We start from the raw sequence: 19233 nt of genomic DNA on the forward strand, positions 1-19233 counted from the left end.
GACCACCGGTTTCAAAGATCGAGAGCGACGCCGCATGCGGCATCCCTATCCATTCTTCAGGGCCTTTTAGCCCACCTTATTGTTTGTTTTAGTCGCCGCTTCGTTATCCAAAGCGGTACGCAAATCGCGCTCGCGCGCCATTTGCAACATTTCTGTGTAATAAGCAAGCGGCTTGCGCCGCTTGCATCATAATAATGTCATCGAATCGGCCACCCCGCCGGGGGCAGCCGAATGAATTACTCGATGATGGAAGCGACGATGCCTGCACCGACGGTGCGGCCGCCTTCGCGGATCGCGAAGCGAAGCTTTTCTTCCATCGCGATCGGAACGATCAGCTCGACGTCAACCGTGACGTTGTCGCCAGGCATGACCATTTCCGTGCCTTCCGGAAGCGTCACGATGCCGGTCACGTCCGTCGTGCGGAAGTAGAACTGCGGACGGTAGTTCGTGAAGAACGGCGTATGACGGCCGCCTTCTTCCTTCGTCAGGATGTAGGCTTCGGCCTTGAACTTCTTGTGCGGCTTGACAGAGCCCGGCTTGCAGAGAATCTGGCCACGCTCGACGCCGTCACGGTTCACGCCGCGAACCAGAGCGCCGATGTTGTCGCCAGCCTGGCCCTGGTCGAGCAGCTTGCGGAACATTTCAACGCCGGTCACCGTCGTCTTCGAGGTCGGACGGATGCCGACGATCTCGACTTCTTCGCCAACCTTGACGATACCGCGCTCGACGCGGCCGGTCACAACCGTACCGCGGCCCGAGATCGAGAACACGTCTTCGATCGGCATCAGGAACGGCTGGTCGATCGGACGCTCAGGCGTCGGGATGTAGGCGTCGACCTGAGCCATCAGCTCGCGGATCGCGTCTTCACCGATCTTCTTGTCAGAATCTTCAAGCGCAGCAAGCGCCGAACCCTTGACGACCGGGATGTCGTCGCCCGGGAAGTCGTAGGACGACAGAAGTTCGCGCACTTCCAGTTCGACAAGCTCGAGAAGCTCGGCGTCGTCAACCTGGTCGACCTTGTTCAGGAACACGACGATCGCCGGAACGCCAACCTGGCGGGCGAGCAGGATGTGCTCGCGCGTCTGCGGCATCGGGCCGTCAGCGGCAGAGCAGACCAGGATCGCGCCGTCCATCTGCGCGGCACCGGTGATCATGTTCTTGACATAGTCGGCGTGGCCGGGGCAGTCGACGTGCGCATAGTGGCGGTTCGGCGTCTCATACTCGACGTGAGCCGTCGAAATGGTGATGCCGCGCGCCTTTTCTTCCGGTGCAGCGTCGATCTGGTCATACGCCTTGAACTCACCGAAGTACTTCGTGATCGCTGCCGTCAGAGACGTCTTGCCATGGTCAACGTGGCCGATCGTGCCAATGTTGACGTGCGGCTTGTTGCGCTCAAACTTACTCTTTGCCATTTTCGGCTCTCCATTCTTTGGCCCTGAGGGGCGCTAATTCTTGTTATCGGACAATTGGTATTCCGGTCACTTCTGACCGGAATACTTTGCCTGGATTTCGGTTGCGACGTTCGACGGGACCGGCGCGTAATGATCGAAAGTCATCGTGTACTGAGCACGGCCCTGCGACATGGAGCGCAGGTTGTCGACGTACTTGAACATGTTGGCCAGCGGTACATTGGCGTTGATGACAACGGCCACACCGCGGCTTTCCTGACCCTGGATCTGACCACGGCGGGAGTTGAGGTCGCCGATAACGTCGCCGACGTAATCTTCCGGGGTAACGACTTCGACCTTCATCATCGGCTCGAGGAGCTGAGCTCCAGCCTTCTTTGCCGCTTCACGGAAGCAAGCGCGGGAAGCAATTTCGAATGCCAGGACCGAGGAGTCGACGTCGTGGAAGGCACCGTCGATGAGCGTCGCCTTGACGCCCAGCATCGGGAAGCCAGCCAGCGGACCGGAAGACAAAACGCTTTCAATACCCTTCTGAACGCCCGGGATGTATTCCTTCGGAACAGCACCGCCGACGATCTTGGATTCGAACTTGAAGTCGTCGCCATCCGGATTCGGTTCGAAGACGATCTTGACGCGCGCGAACTGGCCGGTACCGCCGGACTGCTTCTTGTGCGTGTAGTCTTCTTCGTGCTGGCGCGTAATGGTTTCGCGGTAAGCAACCTGCGGCGCGCCGACGTTTGCTTCAACCTTAAACTCACGGCGCATACGGTCGACAATGATGTCGAGATGCAGTTCGCCCATGCCGGCAATGATCGTCTGACCGGATTCCTGGTCCGTCTTCACGCGGAAGGACGGATCTTCTGCTGCCAGGCGGTTGAGCGCGAGGCCCATCTTTTCCTGGTCGCCCTTGGACTTCGGCTCGATAGCGATCTGGATGACCGGCTCCGGGAACTCCATGCGCTCGAGGATAACCGGCTTCAACGGATCGCAGAGCGTGTCACCCGTGGTGGTTTCCTTGAGACCTGCGAGAGCAACGATGTCACCGGCAAAGGCTTCTTCGATGTCTTCACGCGAGTTGGAGTGCATCTGCAGCATGCGGCCGACGCGCTCGCGCTTGTCCTTGACCGTGTTCATGACCGACGAGCCCTTTTCGAGCTTACCAGAGTAGATGCGGGCGAAGGTGAGCGAACCGACGAAGGGGTCGTTCATGATCTTGAATGCGAGCATGGAAAGCGGCTCGGCATCGTCTGCATGACGCTCGATTTCGGCCTCGGTCTTGAAGTCGATACCCTTGATCGCGGGAATGTCGAGCGGCGACGGCAGGTAATCGACAACAGCGTCGAGCAGCGGCTGAACGCCCTTGTTCTTGAATGCAGTGCCGCAGAACATCGGGTGGAACTTGACGTCGATCGTGCCGCGACGAACGAGTTCGCGGATCTTGTCGTTGTCAGGCATGTTGCCTTCGAGATAGGCTTCCATCGCGGCTTCATCAATCTCGACAACGGTCTCGATCAGCTTTTCGCGATATTCTTCAGCCTTGGCCTTCATGTCTTCCGGGATCTCGACGACGTCCCACTGGGCGCCGAGCGATTCGTCGCGCCAGATGAGAGCGTTCATCTCGACCAGGTCGATAACGCCCTTGAAGTCGCTTTCAGCGCCGATCGGCAGCTGCATGACGACAGCGATCGCACCCAGACGGGTCTTGATCATCTCGACCGAGCGATAGAAGTCCGCGCCGGTCTTGTCCATCTTGTTGCAGAAGATCATACGCGGAACATGATACTTCTCAGCCTGACGCCAGACGGTTTCGGTCTGCGGCTCAACACCAGCGTTGGCATCGAGCAGCGCGATGGCGCCGTCGAGAACGCGCAGCGAACGCTCGACTTCGATGGTGAAGTCGACGTGGCCGGGGGTGTCGATGATGTTGAAGCGGCGCATCTTGCCGTCACGGCCCTTCCAGAAGGTCGTGGTAGCAGCGGACGTGATCGTAATGCCGCGCTCCTGCTCCTGCTCCATCCAGTCCATCGTGGCTGCGCCATCGTGGACTTCACCGATCTTGTGCGACTTGCCGGTGTAGTAAAGAATACGCTCGGTGGTCGTGGTCTTGCCGGCGTCGATGTGCGCCATGATACCGAAATTGCGGTAGTCTTCGATCTTATATTCGCGAGCCATAATGGACTGCCTTTCGATATCGTTCGGGATTACCAGCGATAGTGCGAGAACGCGCGGTTGGCGTCAGCCATCTTGTGCGTGTCTTCGCGCTTCTTGACCGCGGAACCGCGGTTGTTGGAGGCATCGAGAAGTTCGCCCGAAAGACGATCGATCATGGTGGTCTCGTTGCGCTTGCGAGCAGCAGCGATCAGCCAGCGGATGGCGAGAGCCTGGCGGCGCTCCGGACGAACATCGACCGGAACCTGGTAGGTCGCACCACCGACGCGGCGCGAGCGGACTTCGACGTGCGGAGCAATGTTGTCGAGCGCGGAATGGAAGACCGTCAGCGGCTCCTGCTTCGACTTGTTCTGCACGGAGTCAAATGCGCCGTATACGATGCTTTCAGCGACGGACTTCTTGCCGTCCAGCATGATGGCATTCATGAACTTCGTAACTACGAGGTCACCGAACTTCGGGTCCGGATTGATCTCGCGCTTTTCTGCTTTATGACGTCGGGACATACTTCTCGTCTCTTTAACTGTTAAGGCGCTTCACCACGCGGAGGACCTCGCGCAGCGCCGGAAACTCACTTTCAAGCGTTCCGGGCGGTATCGCCCGGGGCGAAATTACTTCGGACGCTTCGCACCGTACTTGGAACGGCGCTGCTTGCGGTTCTTGACACCCTGGGTATCGAGAACGCCGCGGATAATGTGGTAACGGACACCCGGAAGGTCCTTGACGCGGCCGCCACGGATCATGACGACAGAGTGTTCCTGAAGGTTGTGACCTTCGCCGGGAATGTAACCAATGACTTCGAAGCCGTTGGTGAGGCGGATCTTTGCGACCTTACGCAGAGCCGAGTTCGGCTTCTTCGGCGTCGTGGTGTAGACGCGGGTGCAAACGCCGCGCTTCTGCGGGTTCTCCTGAAGAGCGGGAACCTTATTACGCTTTACGTTCGCCTGGCGAGGCTTGCGGATCAGCTGGTTTACGGTAGGCATTCAACCATCCCTTACGTTTGTCTCAGTACCCTTGCGGGCTCGAACTTCGCCGTTTCCGGCATTGCCACACATATTTCCCTCAATGCGCAAAATATGGCCCGATCCGCTTCCGCAGATGGACCACATAGAGCAGAGGACGCAAAAGAGATGCGTCATGCGTGCAGCATCATGACTTCAACGTGCGTATAGAACCTTGTTTGAGGCGATCTTCAGGGCGCGTCGCCCCAAACAGCCAAACCTCACATGGGATCTGATGGCGGGCGTACTACTGGTTTCCACCCTGTTCGTCAAGGCCGGTTAAGAAATAATCTCCGTCCCAACAACTTGAAAAGCCCTGTGCGCGCGCTGTTTACAGGCTCTTTAGGGCGATTAACGATACCCGGCAAGATAAACTTGGGCATCGCAGCAAAAACAGATAGGAATCGGTATTGCGGACATCAAGCCCTGATATGGGGTCTGCATATTGCGATTCTCATATAGCCGAAGGACAAAGGGATGATCGGGACACCGGACAACGACAACAATTTCGACGGACCGATGATCTTCATCATCATCGGCAAAGGCTACGAATCCGATACGAGCGAGGGCGTGGATCTGCATGTCATGCTGAAAGCCGCCGATGACGACAGCGCCGTACGCGAAGCCCTGAACGCACTTGCCGAAGAAGGCTTCATCGAGGCCGACCTCGACCAGATCGGCATGTTGACCGAAGTGCCCTCCGAAGAGCCGCATGCCTCTGCCTATCAAGGTGCGCTGGATGGCGAGGTTTCGATCATCCGCTTCAGCTGAGCCTATATACGAGAAATGGAGCCTGCACGCTGGTGGAGGCTTCGTCTTTCCCGCCGACACCCTTTCCGTTTTTGGCCGGCATTCAAACCGTCGTCGTCGCCATACTCCTCAACGGACCCTATATTTCTGACGATCTTGATAAGCAAAGCCGCCCGGATTTCTCCGGGCGGCTTTGAATGTCAAAGATGCATAACTGCCGATTACTCGGCAGCCGGAGCGCTTTCGTTCGCCAGGTCCTGTAGCATCGGCGTTGCGGCCCCTGCCCCGGAGCCCTTGCGGCGCTCTTCCAGGATCAGGTCGTCGCGAGCCGTCGCGATGCGGCGGATCTGGGTCATGGTGCCACCGGTACCGGCCGGGATCAGGCGGCCGACGATGACGTTTTCCTTCAGACCCTGCAGGCCGTCGGTCTTGCCGGCGATAGCAGCTTCCGTCAGCACCTTGGTCGTTTCCTGGAAGGAAGCGGCCGAGATGAAGGACGGAGTCTGCAGCGATGCCTTGGTGATACCGAGCAGAACCGGTTCGCCGCTGGCAGGCTTCTTGCCTTCCTCGATGAGCTGGTCGTTGACGTCCTCGAGCTCGATACGGTCGACGTTGTCGCCGACGATATAGGTCGAGTCGCCTGCATCGGTGATTTCCACCTTCTGCAGCATCTGGCGGACAATCACTTCGATGTGCTTGTCGTTGATGACAACGCCCTGCAGACGATAGACTTCCTGGATTTCGTTGACGAGGTAGGAAGCCAAGGCTTCCACGCCTTTGATCGCCAGAATGTCGTGCGGAGCCGGGTTACCGTCGAGGATGTAGTCACCCTTTTCGATATAGTCGCCTTCCTGAAGGTGGAAGGGCTTGCCCTTCGGGATCAGGTATTCGACAGGCTCGACACCGTCTTCCGCCGGCTCGATGATGACGCGACGCTTGTTCTTGTAGTCGCGGCCGAGGCGGATCGTACCATCGATCTCAGCGATGATGGCGTGGTCCTTCGGACGACGAGCTTCGAACAGTTCTGCGACGCGCGGCAGACCGCCGGTGATGTCCTTGGTCTTGGCGCTTTCCAGCGGCGAACGGGCAAGAACGTCACCCTGCGAGACCTTCTGGCCCGGCTCGACGGACAGGATCGCATCGACCGAGAGCAGGAAGCGAGCTTCGCCACCGCGCGACAGCTTCGCGACATTGCCGCTTGCGTCCTTGATAACGATGGCCGGCTTCAGGTCCGAACCGCGCGGGGTCGAACGCCAATCGATAACCTGACGCTTAGTGATACCCGTGGATTCGTCGGTCGCTTCCAGAACCGAGAGACCGTCGACGACATCTTCGAACTGAACGGTACCGGCCACTTCCGTCATCATCGGACGGGTGTAGGGGTCCCACTCTGCCAGACGCTGACCGCGCTTGACCTTGTCGCCTTCATCGACATGCAGCTTCGAACCGTAGGCGACACGCTGCGAGGAGCGCTCCACGCCACGCTCGTCCAGGATCTGGACGGTCATGTTACGGCCCATCGCAACAAGGTTGCCTTCCGAGTTGCGCAGCACGTTGCGGTTCTTGATCTGCACCGTACCTTCGTACGAGGCTTCCAGGAACGACTGGTCGACCACGGTTGCCGTACCACCAAGATGGAACGTACGCATGGTGAGCTGCGTGCCCGGTTCACCGATCGACTGAGCGGCAATGACGCCGACGGCTTCGCCCATGTTAACCGGCGTACCGCGAGCAAGGTCACGGCCATAGCAGACCGAGCAGACGCCCGTCTGGATTTCGCAGGTCAATGCCGAGCGAATGCGGATCGACTGGATGCCAGCCTTTTCGATTTCCGCGACATCGGGCTCGAGGATCATCTTGCCTGCATCGACGATACGCTCGCCGGTGACCGGATGATCAATGTTGTCGAGAGCCGTACGGCCGAGGATGCGGGCGCCGAGCGAAGCAACGACCTGACCGGCATCAACGATGGCGGTCATGGTAAGGCCGGTTTCGGTGCCGCAATCAACGTGCGTCACGATGCAATCCTGCGCGACGTCGACGAGACGGCGGGTCAGGTAACCGGAGTTTGCGGTCTTCAAGGCGGTGTCTGCCAGACCCTTACGGGCGCCGTGCGTCGAGTTGAAGTACTCGTTGACGGTCAGGCCTTCCTTGAAGTTCGAGATGATCGGCGTCTCGATGATTTCACCCGACGGCTTGGCCATAAGGCCGCGCATGCCGCCCAGCTGGCGCATCTGGTTTGGAGAACCACGAGCACCCGAGTGGGACATCATGTAGATCGAGTTCATCGGCTTCTGACGACCAGTAGCCGGATCGAACTCGACAGCCTTAATGCGGGCCATCATCTCTTCGGCGACCTTTTCGGTTGCCTTGCCCCAGGCGTCGACAACCTTGTTGTACTTTTCGCCCTGCGTGATGAGACCGTCGTTGTACTGCTGCTCGTATTCCTTCACCAGATTTTCGGTGTCGTTGACGATCTTGGCCTTGGTGTCCGGAATGACCATGTCGTCCTTGCCGAACGAAATGCCGGCGCGGCAGGCATGGCTGAAGCCAAGCTGCATGATGCGGTCACAGAAAATGACCGTGTCCTTCTGGCCGCAATGACGGTAGACCGCGTCGATCATCCTGGAGATGTTCTTCTTGGTCATTTCCTGGTTGCAGATATCGAAGGTCACCTTGCCGTTCTTCGGCAGGAGTTCGCCGATAAGCAGGCGGCCCGGCGTCGTTTCATAGATCTTCGAGTAGGGCTTGCCATCCTCGCCGATCGACTTGAAGCGACCGCGGATCTTGGTGTGCAGCGTCACGACCTTGGTTTCGAGGGCGTGGTGCAGCTCGCCGAGATCGGAGAAGGCCATGCCTTCGCCCGGCTCGTTCTGGTTCATGATCGACAGGTAATACAGGCCGAGAACCATGTCCTGCGACGGAACGATGATCGGTGCACCGTTTGCCGGATGCAGGATGTTGTTCGTCGACATCATCAGAACGCGGGCTTCGAGCTGGGCTTCGAGCGACAGCGGCACGTGAACGGCCATTTGGTCACCGTCGAAGTCGGCGTTGAAGGCCGTGCAGACGAGCGGGTGCAGCTGGATGGCCTTGCCTTCGACCAGGGTAGGTTCGAAGGCCTGGATGCCCAGGCGGTGCAGCGTCGGTGCACGGTTCAGGAGAACCGGATGCTCGCGGATAACCTCATCAAGGATATCCCAGACTTCCGGCTTTTCCTTCTCAACCAGCTTCTTGGCCTGCTTGACGGTCGAGGAATACCCCTTGGCGTCGAGACGGGCGTAAATGAACGGCTTGAAGAGCTCGAGCGCCATCTTCTTCGGAAGGCCGCACTGGTGCAGCTTCAGTTCCGGACCGGTCACGATGACCGAACGGCCGGAATAGTCGACGCGCTTGCCGAGCAGGTTCTGACGGAAGCGGCCCTGCTTGCCCTTGAGCATGTCGGACAGCGACTTCAGCGGACGCTTGTTGGCGCCGGTGATGACGCGGCCACGGCGGCCGTTATCGAAGAGCGCGTCGACAGATTCCTGCAGCATGCGCTTTTCGTTGCGGATGATGATGCCCGGAGCGCGCAGTTCGATCAGGCGCTTCAGGCGGTTGTTACGGTTGATGACGCGACGGTAGAGATCGTTCAGATCCGACGTTGCGAAACGGCCGCCATCGAGCGGAACCAGCGGGCGCAGGTCCGGCGGGATCACCGGGACGACCTTCATGATCATCCATTCCGGACGGTTGCCGGATTCCATGAAGTTCTCGACGATCTTCAGGCGCTTCATCAGCTTCTTCTGCTTGAGATCCGACGTGGTGTCGGCAAGCTCCGAGCGCAGATCGCCAGCGATCTTTTCGAGGTTCATCGATGCCAGCATCTCATAGATGGCTTCTGCACCGATCATGGCCGTGAACTGGTCTTCGCCATATTCGTCGACGGCGAGCATGTATTCTTCTTCCGTCAGGAGCTGGTGCTCCTTGAGCGCGGTCAGGCCCGGCTCGGTGACGATGTAGTTTTCGAAGTAGAGGACGCGCTCGACATCCTTCAGCGTCATGTCGAGCAGCGTGGAAATGCGGCTCGGCAGCGACTTCAGGAACCAGATGTGGGCAACAGGAGCTGCGAGCTCGATATGGCCCATGCGCTCACGGCGAACGCGCGACAGCGTGACTTCGACGCCGCACTTTTCGCAGATGATGCCCTTGTACTTCATGCGCTTGTACTTGCCGCACAGGCACTCGTAGTCCTTGATCGGCCCGAAGATGCGCGCGCAGAAGAGACCGTCGCGTTCCGGCTTGAACGTGCGGTAATTGATGGTTTCCGGCTTCTTGATCTCACCGTAGGACCAGGAAAGAATCTTCTCCGGAGAAGCGATCGAAATCCGGATGGAATCGAAGTTCTGTGCAGGCACCTGCGGATTGAAAAGATTCATGACCTCTTGGTTCATGCCTGTCTCCTTCATGGGCGAAAGCGCCCTTAGCTTGCGAGGTTGGCGGCGAATTCCCGGGAGCCGCACCAGCGCTTAAACGACAATAACCGCAGAATGCGGCGAAAGCGTCCCTGCCCGGCCAACACGTTTTGGGGCCACGGCGGGAACGGTGTGCGCCCTATTAAGGCGCACACCCTATCAAGTGGTTACTCGGCGGCATCCGGCAGCTGGCTTGCAGCCTGCAGGTCCTCAACCTTGGAATTTTCGAGCTCCACCGAGAGACCCAGCGAGCGCATTTCCTTGACGAGAACGTTGAAGCTTTCCGGAATACCAGCCTCGAAGGTATCGTCGCCACGGACGATCGCTTCGTAGACCTTGGTACGGCCGGCAACGTCGTCCGACTTCACCGTCAGCATTTCCTGCAGCGTATAAGCTGCACCGTAAGCTTCGAGGGCCCAGACTTCCATTTCGCCGAAGCGCTGGCCGCCAAACTGCGCCTTACCGCCCAGCGGCTGCTGGGTGACGAGCGAGTACGGACCGATCGAACGAGCATGGATCTTGTCGTCGACCAGGTGGTTGAGCTTCAGCATATAGATGTAGCCAACCGTGACCTGGCGGTCGAACTGCTCGCCGGTGCGGCCGTCGTACAGCGTCGACTGACCCGTGTCTTTGAGACCTGCCAGACGCAGCATCTCATTGACGTTCTCTTCGTTCGCACCGTCGAAGACCGGGGTTGCGATGGACACGCCACGCTTCCACTGGTCGGCCAGACGCAGAACCGATTCATCGTCGAAATCCTTGACCTGCTCGGCCTTCGGACCGTCACCGACAACGTCACCGATCGTCTTGCGGAGCGGCTCAATGTTGCCGCCGGCCTTGTAGGCCTCCAGCATCTCGCCGATCTGACGACCCATGCCGGCGCAAGCCCAACCAAGGTGCGTCTCGAGAATCTGGCCGACGTTCATGCGCGAGGGCACGCCGAGCGGATTCAGAACGACGTCGACATGCGTGCCGTCTTCGAGGAACGGCATGTCTTCGACAGGCACGATGCGCGAAACGACACCCTTGTTGCCGTGACGGCCAGCCATCTTGTCGCCCGGCTGGATCTTGCGCTTAACAGCGACGAAGACCTTGACCATCTTCATGACGCCCGGAGGCATTTCGTCGCCGCGCTGGACCTTTTCGACCTTGTCCATGAAGCGCTGTTCGAGGCGCGACTTGGATTCGTCGTACTGGCCGCGGAGTGCTTCCAGCTCGCTCTGGACCTTTTCGTCTTCGACAGCGAACATCCACCACTGCGAGCGAGGATACTCGGAGATGACGGCGTTCGACAGCTCGGTGCCCTTCTTGAAGCCCTTGGGACCAGCAATGGAGGATTGGCCACGCAGCATGTCGATCAGACGGCCGTAGACGTTACGGTCGAGGATCGCCTGCTCGTCGTCGCGGTCCTTTGCCAGACGCTCGATCTCTTCGCGCTCGATTGCCATTGCGCGTTCGTCTTTTTCAACGCCGTGGCGATTGAAGACGCGCACTTCGACGATCGTGCCGTAGGTGCCGGGCGGCATGCGCATGGACGTGTCGCGCACGTCGGATGCCTTTTCACCGAAGATGGCGCGCAGGAGCTTTTCCTCCGGCGTCATCGGGCTTTCGCCCTTCGGCGTGATCTTGCCGACCAGGATATCACCCGGCTGAACTTCGGCACCGATATAGACGATACCGGCTTCGTCGAGGTTCTTCAGCGCTTCTTCCGAAACGTTCGGGATATCGCGCGTGATTTCTTCCGGACCAAGCTTGGTGTCACGCGCCATCACTTCGAATTCTTCGATGTGGATGGAGGTGAACACGTCGTCGGCAACGATACGCTCGGAGAGCAGGATCGAGTCTTCGTAGTTGTAGCCGTTCCAGGGCATGAACGCGACGAGCGCGTTGCGGCCGAGAGCCAGATCACCCAGATCCGTGGACGGGCCATCGGCGAGAATGTCGCCGCGGTTGACCACGTCACCGACTGTAACCAGCGGACGCTGGTTGACGCAGGTGTTCTGGTTCGAACGCTGGAACTTCTGCAGGCGGTAGATATCGACGCCGGACTTGCCGGCTTCGAGGTCTTCCGTGGCGCGGATAACGATACGCGTCGCGTCCACCTGGTCGACCACGCCGCCGCGGCGTGCGCCGATGGCAGCACCGGAGTCGCGGGCGACGACCGGTTCCATGCCTGTGCCGACAAACGGCGCTTCAGCGCGCAGGAGCGGAACCGCCTGACGCTGCATGTTCGAGCCCATGAGAGCGCGGTTGGCGTCGTCGTTTTCCAGGAACGGGATGAGAGCGGCTGCAACCGAAACGACCTGCTTCGGCGAAACGTCCATCAGGTTCATGCTGTCGCGCGGGGCGAGCATAACTTCGCCGGCGTGACGGCAGACGACGAATTCATCGACGAAGGAACCGTCCGACGTCAGTTCGGCGTTGGCCTGGGCAACGTAGTACTTCGCCTCTTCCATGGCGGAGAGGTAAAGCACGTCATTGGTCACCTTGCCATCGACGATGCGGCGGTACGGGCTTTCGATGAAGCCGTACTTGTTGACGCGTGCGAAGGTTGCCAGCGAGTTGATGAGACCGATGTTCGGGCCTTCCGGCGTTTCGATCGGGCAAATACGGCCGTAGTGCGTCGGATGAACGTCGCGGACTTCGAAGCCGGCGCGCTCGCGGGTCAGACCACCCGGGCCAAGAGCCGAGAGACGGCGCTTGTGGGTGATTTCCGAAAGCGGGTTGACCTGGTCCATGAACTGCGAGAGCTGCGAGGAACCGAAGAATTCGCGGACGGCTGCGGCAGCCGGCTTGGCGTTGATCAGGTCCTGCGGCATGACCGTGTCGATTTCGATCGAGGACATACGTTCCTTGATCGCGCGCTCCATGCGAAGCAGGCCGAGACGGTACTGGTTCTCCATCAGCTCGCCGACCGAGCGGACGCGGCGGTTGCCGAGGTTATCGATGTCGTCGATCTCGCCCTTGCCGTCACGCAGTTCGACAAGCATCTTGACCACGGCCAGGATGTCGTCCTTGCGCAGAATGCGGACAGTATCTTCGACGCTCAAGTCGAGGCGCATGTTCATCTTCACGCGGCCAACGGCGGAGAGGTCGTAACGCTCCGCATCGAAGAACAGCGAGTTGAACATGGCTTCGGCCGATTCCATGGTCGGCGGTTCACCCGGACGCATGACGCGGTAGATGTCGAACAGAGCGTCCTGACGGTTCTCGTTCTTGTCCGCGGTCAGCGTATTCCGGATGTAGGCGCCGACATTGATGTGGTCGATGCCGAGAACCGGAATCTCGTCGAAATGGTTGGCGAGGATGACGCCGAGCGTCTTCTCGTCGATTTCGTCGCCGGCTTCGAGATAGATCTCACCCGTCGAGTAGTTGACGATGTCTTCGGCAAGATAGTTACCGTACAGATCGTCGTCAGTCGCCTTCAGAGCCTTCAGGCCCTTGTCGGAGAGCTGGCGGAGCAGACGCGGGGTCAGCTTCTTGCCAGCTTCGACGACGACTTCGCCGGTATCGGCGTCGACCATCTCGGTGATCGCCTTTGCACCCTTCAGCGTTTCCGGCTTGAAGGGAATGCGCCAGCCTTCGCCGTCGCGCTTGTAGAGCGACTTCGTGTAGAAAGTGTCGAGAATTTCCTCGCCGTCCATGCCGAGGGCCATCAGTAGCGACGTCACCGGAATCTTGCGGCGACGGTCGATACGGGCATAGACGATGTCCTTGGCGTCGAATTCGATATCGAGCCAGGAACCGCGATACGGGATCACGCGGGCAGCAAAGAGCAGCTTGCCGGAAGAATGGCTCTTGCCCTTGTCGTGGTCGAAGAAGACGCCCGGCGAGCGGTGCATCTGGGACACGATCACGCGTTCGGTGCCGTTCACGATGAACGTACCGTTGTTCGTCATGAGCGGCATGTCGCCCATGTAGACGGACTGCTCCTTGATGTCCTTGATCGACTTCGCGCCCGTATCCTCATCGATGTCGAACACGATAAGACGGAGAGTAACCTTCAGCGGCGCAGCATAGGTCAGGTCGCGCTGGCGGCATTCGTCGACGTCGAACTTCGGCGGCTCGAATTCATAGGACACGAACTCCAGCATGGAAGCGCCGGAGAAATCGGTGATCGGGAAAACGGACTTGAAGACAGCCTGGAGGCCTTCGTCGGGACGACCGCCTTTGGGCTCTTCAACCATCAGAAACTGGTCGTAGGACGCCTTCTGAACCTCGATGAGGTTCGGCATTTCTGCGACTTCGGGGATTTTACCAAAAAACTTGCGTACGCGCCTGCGACCATTGAACGAAAGGGTCTGAGCCATCGTCGCTCCTTCAAAAATTGCATCCGGGCCTGCAACGGACGGGAACCGATGGCCAGTCGATCCCGTCAACCAATGAGTAGTTCAACCTCGTCCCACCTCCCGAAACAGCCAGGCCGGATTGCCTTGGCGCCTCGGTTCGAGACCATGCTCTTGAAGAACCCATTACCCAAAAGCCGTTTTCACGCGGCTTTTGGGTAATTCGTTCATAAAAACGGCAAATGGGAGACGGCAAGCACCGCCTCCCAAAAGCAGTTCAAGATTACTTGACGTCAGCCTTTGCGCCAGCGTCTTCAAGCTTCTTCTTGATGTCAGCAGCTTCAGCCTTGGAAACGCCTTCCTTGACAGCCTTCGGAGCGCCTTCGACGAGGTCCTTGGCTTCCTTGAGGCCGAGGCCGGTGATGGCGCGGACTTCCTTGATGACGTTGATCTTGTTGGCGCCGGCATCCGTGAGGATGACGTCGAACTCAGTCTTTTCTTCTTCAGCCGGAGCAGCTGCACCGCCTGCACCACCAGCAACGGCAGCAACAGCTACCGGAGCAGCGGCGGAAACGCCCCACTTTTCTTCGAGCAGCTTGGAAAGCTCAGCGGCTTCCAGGACGGTCAGCGAGGAGAGGTCTTCAACGATCTTTGCGAGATCAGCCATTTTCTAGTTCCTTTTGTTCGGTTCGAACTGTTGAGTATGTACAGCGAAAAACCGCCTTAAGCGGCTTCGTCCTTCTTGGCGTAGGCCGAGAACACGCGAGCAAGCTGACTTGCCGGTGCTGCAACAACGCCTGCAATGCGGGTAGCCGGAGTCTGGATCATGCCCAGCAGCTTCGCACGCAGTTCGTCCAGCGAAGGCAGGGTCGCAAGCGACTTGACACCTTCGGCGTTCAGCGTTGTCGTGCCCATGGCGCCGCCGAGAACCACGATCTTGTCGTTGGTCTTGGCGAAATCCATGACGACCTTCGGAGCGGTGATCGGATCATTGCTGTAAGCAATGAGGGTCTGACCCTTGAAGAGATTGGAAATCCCTTCCGCTTCCGTACCCTGAAGGGCAATTTTGGCCAGGCGGTTCTTCGCGACTTTGACGGTGCCGCCAGCAGCGCGCATCTTCGAACGAAAATCGTTCATCTGTGCGACTGTAGCACCAGCATAGTGGGCCACGACAACCGAGCCCGATGCCTTGAAGACATCGTTCAGTTCCGTGACGAATTCGCGCTTTTCCGCTCTTTCCACTGCCTATCTCCAGTTGGCGGGACCGCTTGAACGGACCCACCGGGTTGCCTTTGCCTCCCGGGATCAAAAGAGATCCCAAGCGACGCTTGAGGATCCTGTCCCCTCGCGCTCCGCGCCATTTAAGGCAAGGAAGGCACAAGGCATCCAAGGCTCGAACCGATTTCCTAGAAGCAGAACTTCATGCAATTCGGGTCTTACCCGTCTCATGCAGGCAACAGTGATTAAGGGAAAACCACCTGCAATCTCGGACAGGATTCCGGATTTCTCCGGAATATCCCGGCCCCTTGCGAGGCCGGAATTCTTGCTATCGGACCAGAGCCCGATGAAACTTAAGCAGCCGGGGCTGCGGTGACCGAGGCCACTTCGATCTTGACGCCCGGACCCATGGTCGAGGAGAGCGCTACGCGCTTGACGTAGTTGCCCTTGGCGCCAGCCGGCTTTGCCTTGATGACGGCGTCAGCGAAGGCGCGGATGTTTTCTTCCAGAGCCTTGGCATCGAAAGATGCCTTGCCGATGCCGGCGTGAACGATACCAGCCTTTTCGACGCGGAACTCGACAGCGCCGCCCTTGGAAGCCTTGACGGCACCAGCGACATCCATCGTAACCGTGCCGACCTTCGGGTTCGGCATCATGCCACGCGGGCCGAGAACCTTACCGAGGCGGCCGACGAGCGGCATCATGTCCGGGGTTGCGATGCAACGATCGAAATCGATCTTGCCGCCCTGGACGATTTCAACAAGCTCTTCTGCGCCAACGACGTCTGCGCCGGCGGCCTTGGCTTCGTCAGCCTTGACGCCACGGGCGAAAACAGCAACGCGAACCGTACGGCCGGTGCCATTCGGCAGGTTGACGACGCCGCGGACCATCTGGTCTGCGTGACGCGGGTCAACGCCGAGGTTCATCGAAATCTCAACGGTTTCGTCGAACTTGGCGACGGCACGTTCCTTGACCATGCCGATGGCGGTCGTCAGAGCGTAGAGCTTGGTCGGATCAACACCTTCGTTGATCTTCTGAGTGCGCTTGCCTGCCATGGTCTTAACCCACCACTTCCAGGCCCATGGCGCGGGCAGAGCCCTCGATCATCGCCATTGCACCTTCGATATCTGCTGCGTTCAGGTCCTTCATCTTGGCTTCGGCGATCGTCTTGATCTGAGCCTTGGTGAGCGAACCAGCCTTTGCGCCCTTGCCCGGGGTCTTGGAACCGGACTGGATCTTGGCTTCCTTCTTCAGGAAGTAGCTGACCGGCGGCTGCTTCATGACGAAGGTGAAGGACTTGTCCTGGTAATAGGTGATGACGACCGGGATCGGCATACCCTTTTCCATTTCCTGCGTAGCCGCATTGAACGACTTGCAGAATTCCATGATGTTAATACCACGCTGACCAAGCGCCGGGCCGATTGGCGGGGACGGGTTTGCCGATCCTGCCTTGACCTGCAGCTTGAGCTGGCCTGCAACTTTCTTAGCCATATCTCTCTGCCTTTCACTGATGGCCGGTCACCCGGCCCTGATGCCGGATCGCTCCGGCGGCTGCGGTTGCGTGGTTCGGATTCTTGAGGCCCGGCTAAGACCCCTCACCTTCCACGCGATGCGGCATTTGCCGCGCGAGGATCAGCCACAAACGACTGAGCCTCGATCTCAAAAATCAGACCTTCTCGACCTGAGCGTATTCCAGCTCGACCGGGGTCGCGCGACCGAAGATCGACACTTCCACCTTCAGGCGCGAACGCTCTTCGTCCACATCCTGAACCGTACCGTTGAACGAGGCGAACGGACCATCGGAAACACGAACCTGCTCGCCGATTTCGAAGGTAACAGAAGCCTTCGGCCGCTCGACACCTTCCTGAACCTGACCGAGGATGCGCTCGGCCTCAGAATCCGGAATCGGAACCGGCTTATTGTCCGAACCAAGGAAGCCCGTGACCTTCGGCGTATTCTTGATCAGGTGATAGGCCTCGTCCGTCAGGTTGGCACGAACCATGACATAGCCCGGGAAGAACTTGCGCTCGGAATCGACCTTGCGGCCGCGACGCACTTCCACCACCTTTTCGGTCGGCACGAGGATCTTCTCGAACAGATGCTCAAGCCCCTTCTGGCGAGCCTTGTTCTCGATGTCCTCAGCCACCTTCTTTTCAAAATTGGAATATGCGTGGACGATGTACCAACGTGCCGCCATTTTCATCTCCACCCGTATCAGTTGCCGGCATTGAGCACGAAGCTCAGCACCCAGCCAATGAGCTGGTCAGCGGCAAAGAAAAACAACGCGGCAAAAACAACCATAAACAGCACCATGACCGTCGAGATCATCGTCTCACGGCGCGACGGCCAGGTAACTTTAGACGTCTCCGTGCGAACCTGCTGCAGAAACGAAAACGGATTGGATTTGGATGCCATCGACTGCCCACGCAATTACGGCGCGTAAAGCTGAAACTATCAGCCCCACGCACCGCGTGTCTGTTGAACCCTAAATAAACATCGATTTCCGAATACACAAGAGGCAAAGCGATGTTTAACGAAATTTGTCGCCATGTGTTCAATCCTCGCCGAAAGCTGCGATACAGCGCGCTGTCCGTTCAAGGAAAATGGCAGGGGCAGAGGGGCTCGAACCCCCGACCTGCGGTTTTGGAGACCGCCGCTCTACCAGCTGAGCTATACCCCTTTACACTTTGCATTCAGCCTGTTGACCTTGCGGTCTTGAGCCGGGTGAAAAGCATGGCGCTCCCTTTAAGACGGCGGCTCGGGATATGCAAGAGCGATTTTCGATTTTCAGACCATTCCTCCGCAGGCAACCGGGAGAAGTGGTCGACAGCATCGCATCTGACGGCCGGACACGAAATTGAATGCGCCCGACCGCAAGATTTTCCAACCGGAATCTCAGACTTTCACGTATTTGCGCCAGTCGTGTTCTTCCTTGAAGCCGAGTACCTCGCGAATCTTCCGGTTGGAAAGCAGGCCCTCATATTCGCCGATCTCACGGGTGAACGGCACATTCGGGTAGAATCGCTTGGCGAGTTCTCGCGACGGCGTATTGGCCGAAACGGTGTCATTGGCAGCATTGAAGACCTGAAAACCCAACCCGTCCTTCTCAATGCAGCGGTGGACGATCTGGCCGAGATCGCGCGCGTCGATATAACTCCAGGCGATGCGCTTGCGCATTTCCGGATTGGCGAAATAGGTCGGAAACTTCTCGTATTCATGCGGCTCAATGACGTTGCCGATGCGCAATGCGTAAATATCGAAACCGGACCGCTCAGCAAAAGCCCGGGCCGTCTTCTCGTTCAGGACCTTGGAGAGGCCGTAGGAATCCATCGGATTGACATCGTAGTCCTCATCCAGCGGGAACTGGTGAAAATCGCGATGGCCTTCGGCGAAGCAGACGCCATAGGTCGTTTCGCTCGACGCGACGATGATCTTCCTGACGCCGAGCTTCACCGCCGCCTCGATGACATTGTAGGTGCCCATCGTGTTGATGCGGAAGGTCTCGTTATCAGGCTTGATCAGGATACGTGGCACTGCAGCGAAATGCACGACGGCGTCGAAAGGCTGCACGCCTTTGCCTGCATCCAGATCCGGAAAGTCCCGATGCATGGAGAGCGCATTGAACATCTGGCCGCTGTCGGTGATATCCGCAATCAGATTGGTGACACCAGGACTTTCGAGGGGCACGAGGTCGACATTATGGACCTCATAGCCAGCGTTGACGAGCCATGGCACAGCATGGCGTCCCGCTTTGCCCGACCCGCCGGTGAAGAGAATGCGCTTTTTCATGGAAAATCCTCCGCGTCATGAAATCGGAGGCATAGATAAACTCTTCCGCGCGAAGAGCAAGCGAGCGTCTCGTCAGCAGGTTCAAACCTACTCCGGCCAGGGGCTTCCAACTGGAAGCGCCTGCCCTGCCATTTTCAATCACCGCCGAACGCTCCGGCGGCTT

General features: G+C 58.7%; 14 protein-coding genes and 1 tRNA gene. 1 reads left to right on the forward strand and 14 read right to left on the reverse strand.

Annotation, left to right across the window (positions count from 1 at the left end; all coding sequences use genetic code 11):
• Window positions 1-236 precede the first annotated feature (236 nt).
• From tuf to rpsL, 4 genes are all read right to left on the reverse strand, one after another.
• On the reverse strand, window positions 237-1412 hold the full coding sequence (gene tuf / locus FHT92_RS01565) for an elongation factor Tu (protein ID WP_183743778.1): 1176 nt from the start codon (window positions 1410-1412) through the stop codon (window positions 237-239).
• 66 nt (window positions 1413-1478) lie between these two features.
• Complete coding sequence (fusA, locus tag FHT92_RS01570; protein ID WP_183743780.1) at window positions 1479-3578, reverse strand: elongation factor G; 2100 nt, start codon at window positions 3576-3578, stop codon at window positions 1479-1481.
• 29 nt (window positions 3579-3607) lie between these two features.
• Window positions 3608-4078 carry a 30S ribosomal protein S7 gene (gene rpsG, locus FHT92_RS01575; RefSeq protein WP_112571934.1) on the reverse strand — a complete coding sequence of 157 codons (471 nt, stop codon included), beginning with the start codon at window positions 4076-4078 and terminating at the stop codon, window positions 3608-3610.
• A 105-nt stretch (window positions 4079-4183) separates the two neighbouring features.
• Window positions 4184-4555, reverse strand: a complete 372-nt coding sequence (rpsL, locus tag FHT92_RS01580; protein WP_003547537.1) for a 30S ribosomal protein S12 — start codon at window positions 4553-4555, stop codon at window positions 4184-4186.
• Window positions 4556-5050: 495 nt separating this feature from the next.
• Here rpsL and FHT92_RS01585 point away from each other — a divergent pair, with 495 nt between their 5' ends.
• Entirely contained in the window at window positions 5051-5344 is a 294-nt protein-coding gene (locus FHT92_RS01585; protein WP_112547859.1) for a transcriptional regulator, read from the forward strand.
• 200 nt (window positions 5345-5544) lie between these two features.
• Here the strand turns inward: FHT92_RS01585 and rpoC are convergent, their stop codons facing one another.
• The 10 genes from rpoC to FHT92_RS01635 all read right to left on the reverse strand — a co-directional run bounded on the left by rpoC (window position 5545) and on the right by FHT92_RS01635 (window position 19070).
• Complete coding sequence (gene rpoC / locus FHT92_RS01590; protein ID WP_183743782.1) at window positions 5545-9756, reverse strand: DNA-directed RNA polymerase subunit beta'; 4212 nt, start codon at window positions 9754-9756, stop codon at window positions 5545-5547.
• Window positions 9757-9944: 188 nt separating this feature from the next.
• Window positions 9945-14087, reverse strand: coding sequence for a DNA-directed RNA polymerase subunit beta (rpoB, locus tag FHT92_RS01595; RefSeq protein WP_183822111.1), 4143 nt, complete (start codon window positions 14085-14087; stop codon window positions 9945-9947).
• Window positions 14088-14346: 259 nt separating this feature from the next.
• Window positions 14347-14730: a 50S ribosomal protein L7/L12 gene (gene rplL, locus FHT92_RS01600; RefSeq protein ID WP_004669074.1), complete on the reverse strand. Its 384-nt coding sequence runs from the start codon at window positions 14728-14730 to the stop codon at window positions 14347-14349.
• Between the two features lie 56 nt (window positions 14731-14786).
• The gene (gene rplJ, locus FHT92_RS01605) at window positions 14787-15305 is read right to left on the reverse strand and encodes a 50S ribosomal protein L10 (protein ID WP_183730074.1); all 519 of its coding nucleotides are present in this window, start codon (window positions 15303-15305) and stop codon (window positions 14787-14789) included.
• Between the two features lie 329 nt (window positions 15306-15634).
• Complete coding sequence (gene rplA / locus FHT92_RS01610) at window positions 15635-16336, reverse strand: 50S ribosomal protein L1 (RefSeq protein ID WP_183743786.1); 702 nt, start codon at window positions 16334-16336, stop codon at window positions 15635-15637.
• A gap of 4 nt (window positions 16337-16340) precedes the next feature.
• The gene (gene rplK, locus FHT92_RS01615) at window positions 16341-16772 is read right to left on the reverse strand and encodes a 50S ribosomal protein L11 (RefSeq protein WP_037110089.1); all 432 of its coding nucleotides are present in this window, start codon (window positions 16770-16772) and stop codon (window positions 16341-16343) included.
• Window positions 16773-16947: 175 nt separating this feature from the next.
• Window positions 16948-17478: a transcription termination/antitermination protein NusG gene (nusG, locus tag FHT92_RS01620; protein WP_007817111.1), complete on the reverse strand. Its 531-nt coding sequence runs from the start codon at window positions 17476-17478 to the stop codon at window positions 16948-16950.
• A gap of 17 nt (window positions 17479-17495) precedes the next feature.
• A complete protein-coding gene (secE, locus tag FHT92_RS01625; RefSeq protein WP_183743788.1) occupies window positions 17496-17696 on the reverse strand; it encodes a preprotein translocase subunit SecE in 201 nt (66 codons plus the stop codon).
• Between the two features lie 189 nt (window positions 17697-17885).
• Window positions 17886-17961 (reverse strand) — tRNA-Trp (locus tag FHT92_RS01630).
• A 215-nt stretch (window positions 17962-18176) separates the two neighbouring features.
• Window positions 18177-19070, reverse strand: a complete 894-nt coding sequence (locus FHT92_RS01635) for an NAD(P)-dependent oxidoreductase (protein ID WP_183743790.1) — start codon at window positions 19068-19070, stop codon at window positions 18177-18179.
• Window positions 19071-19233: the final 163 nt, after the last annotated feature.

This window comes from Rhizobium sp. BK377, from assembly GCF_014193935.1.
Taxonomy (GTDB): domain Bacteria; phylum Pseudomonadota; class Alphaproteobacteria; order Rhizobiales; family Rhizobiaceae; genus Rhizobium.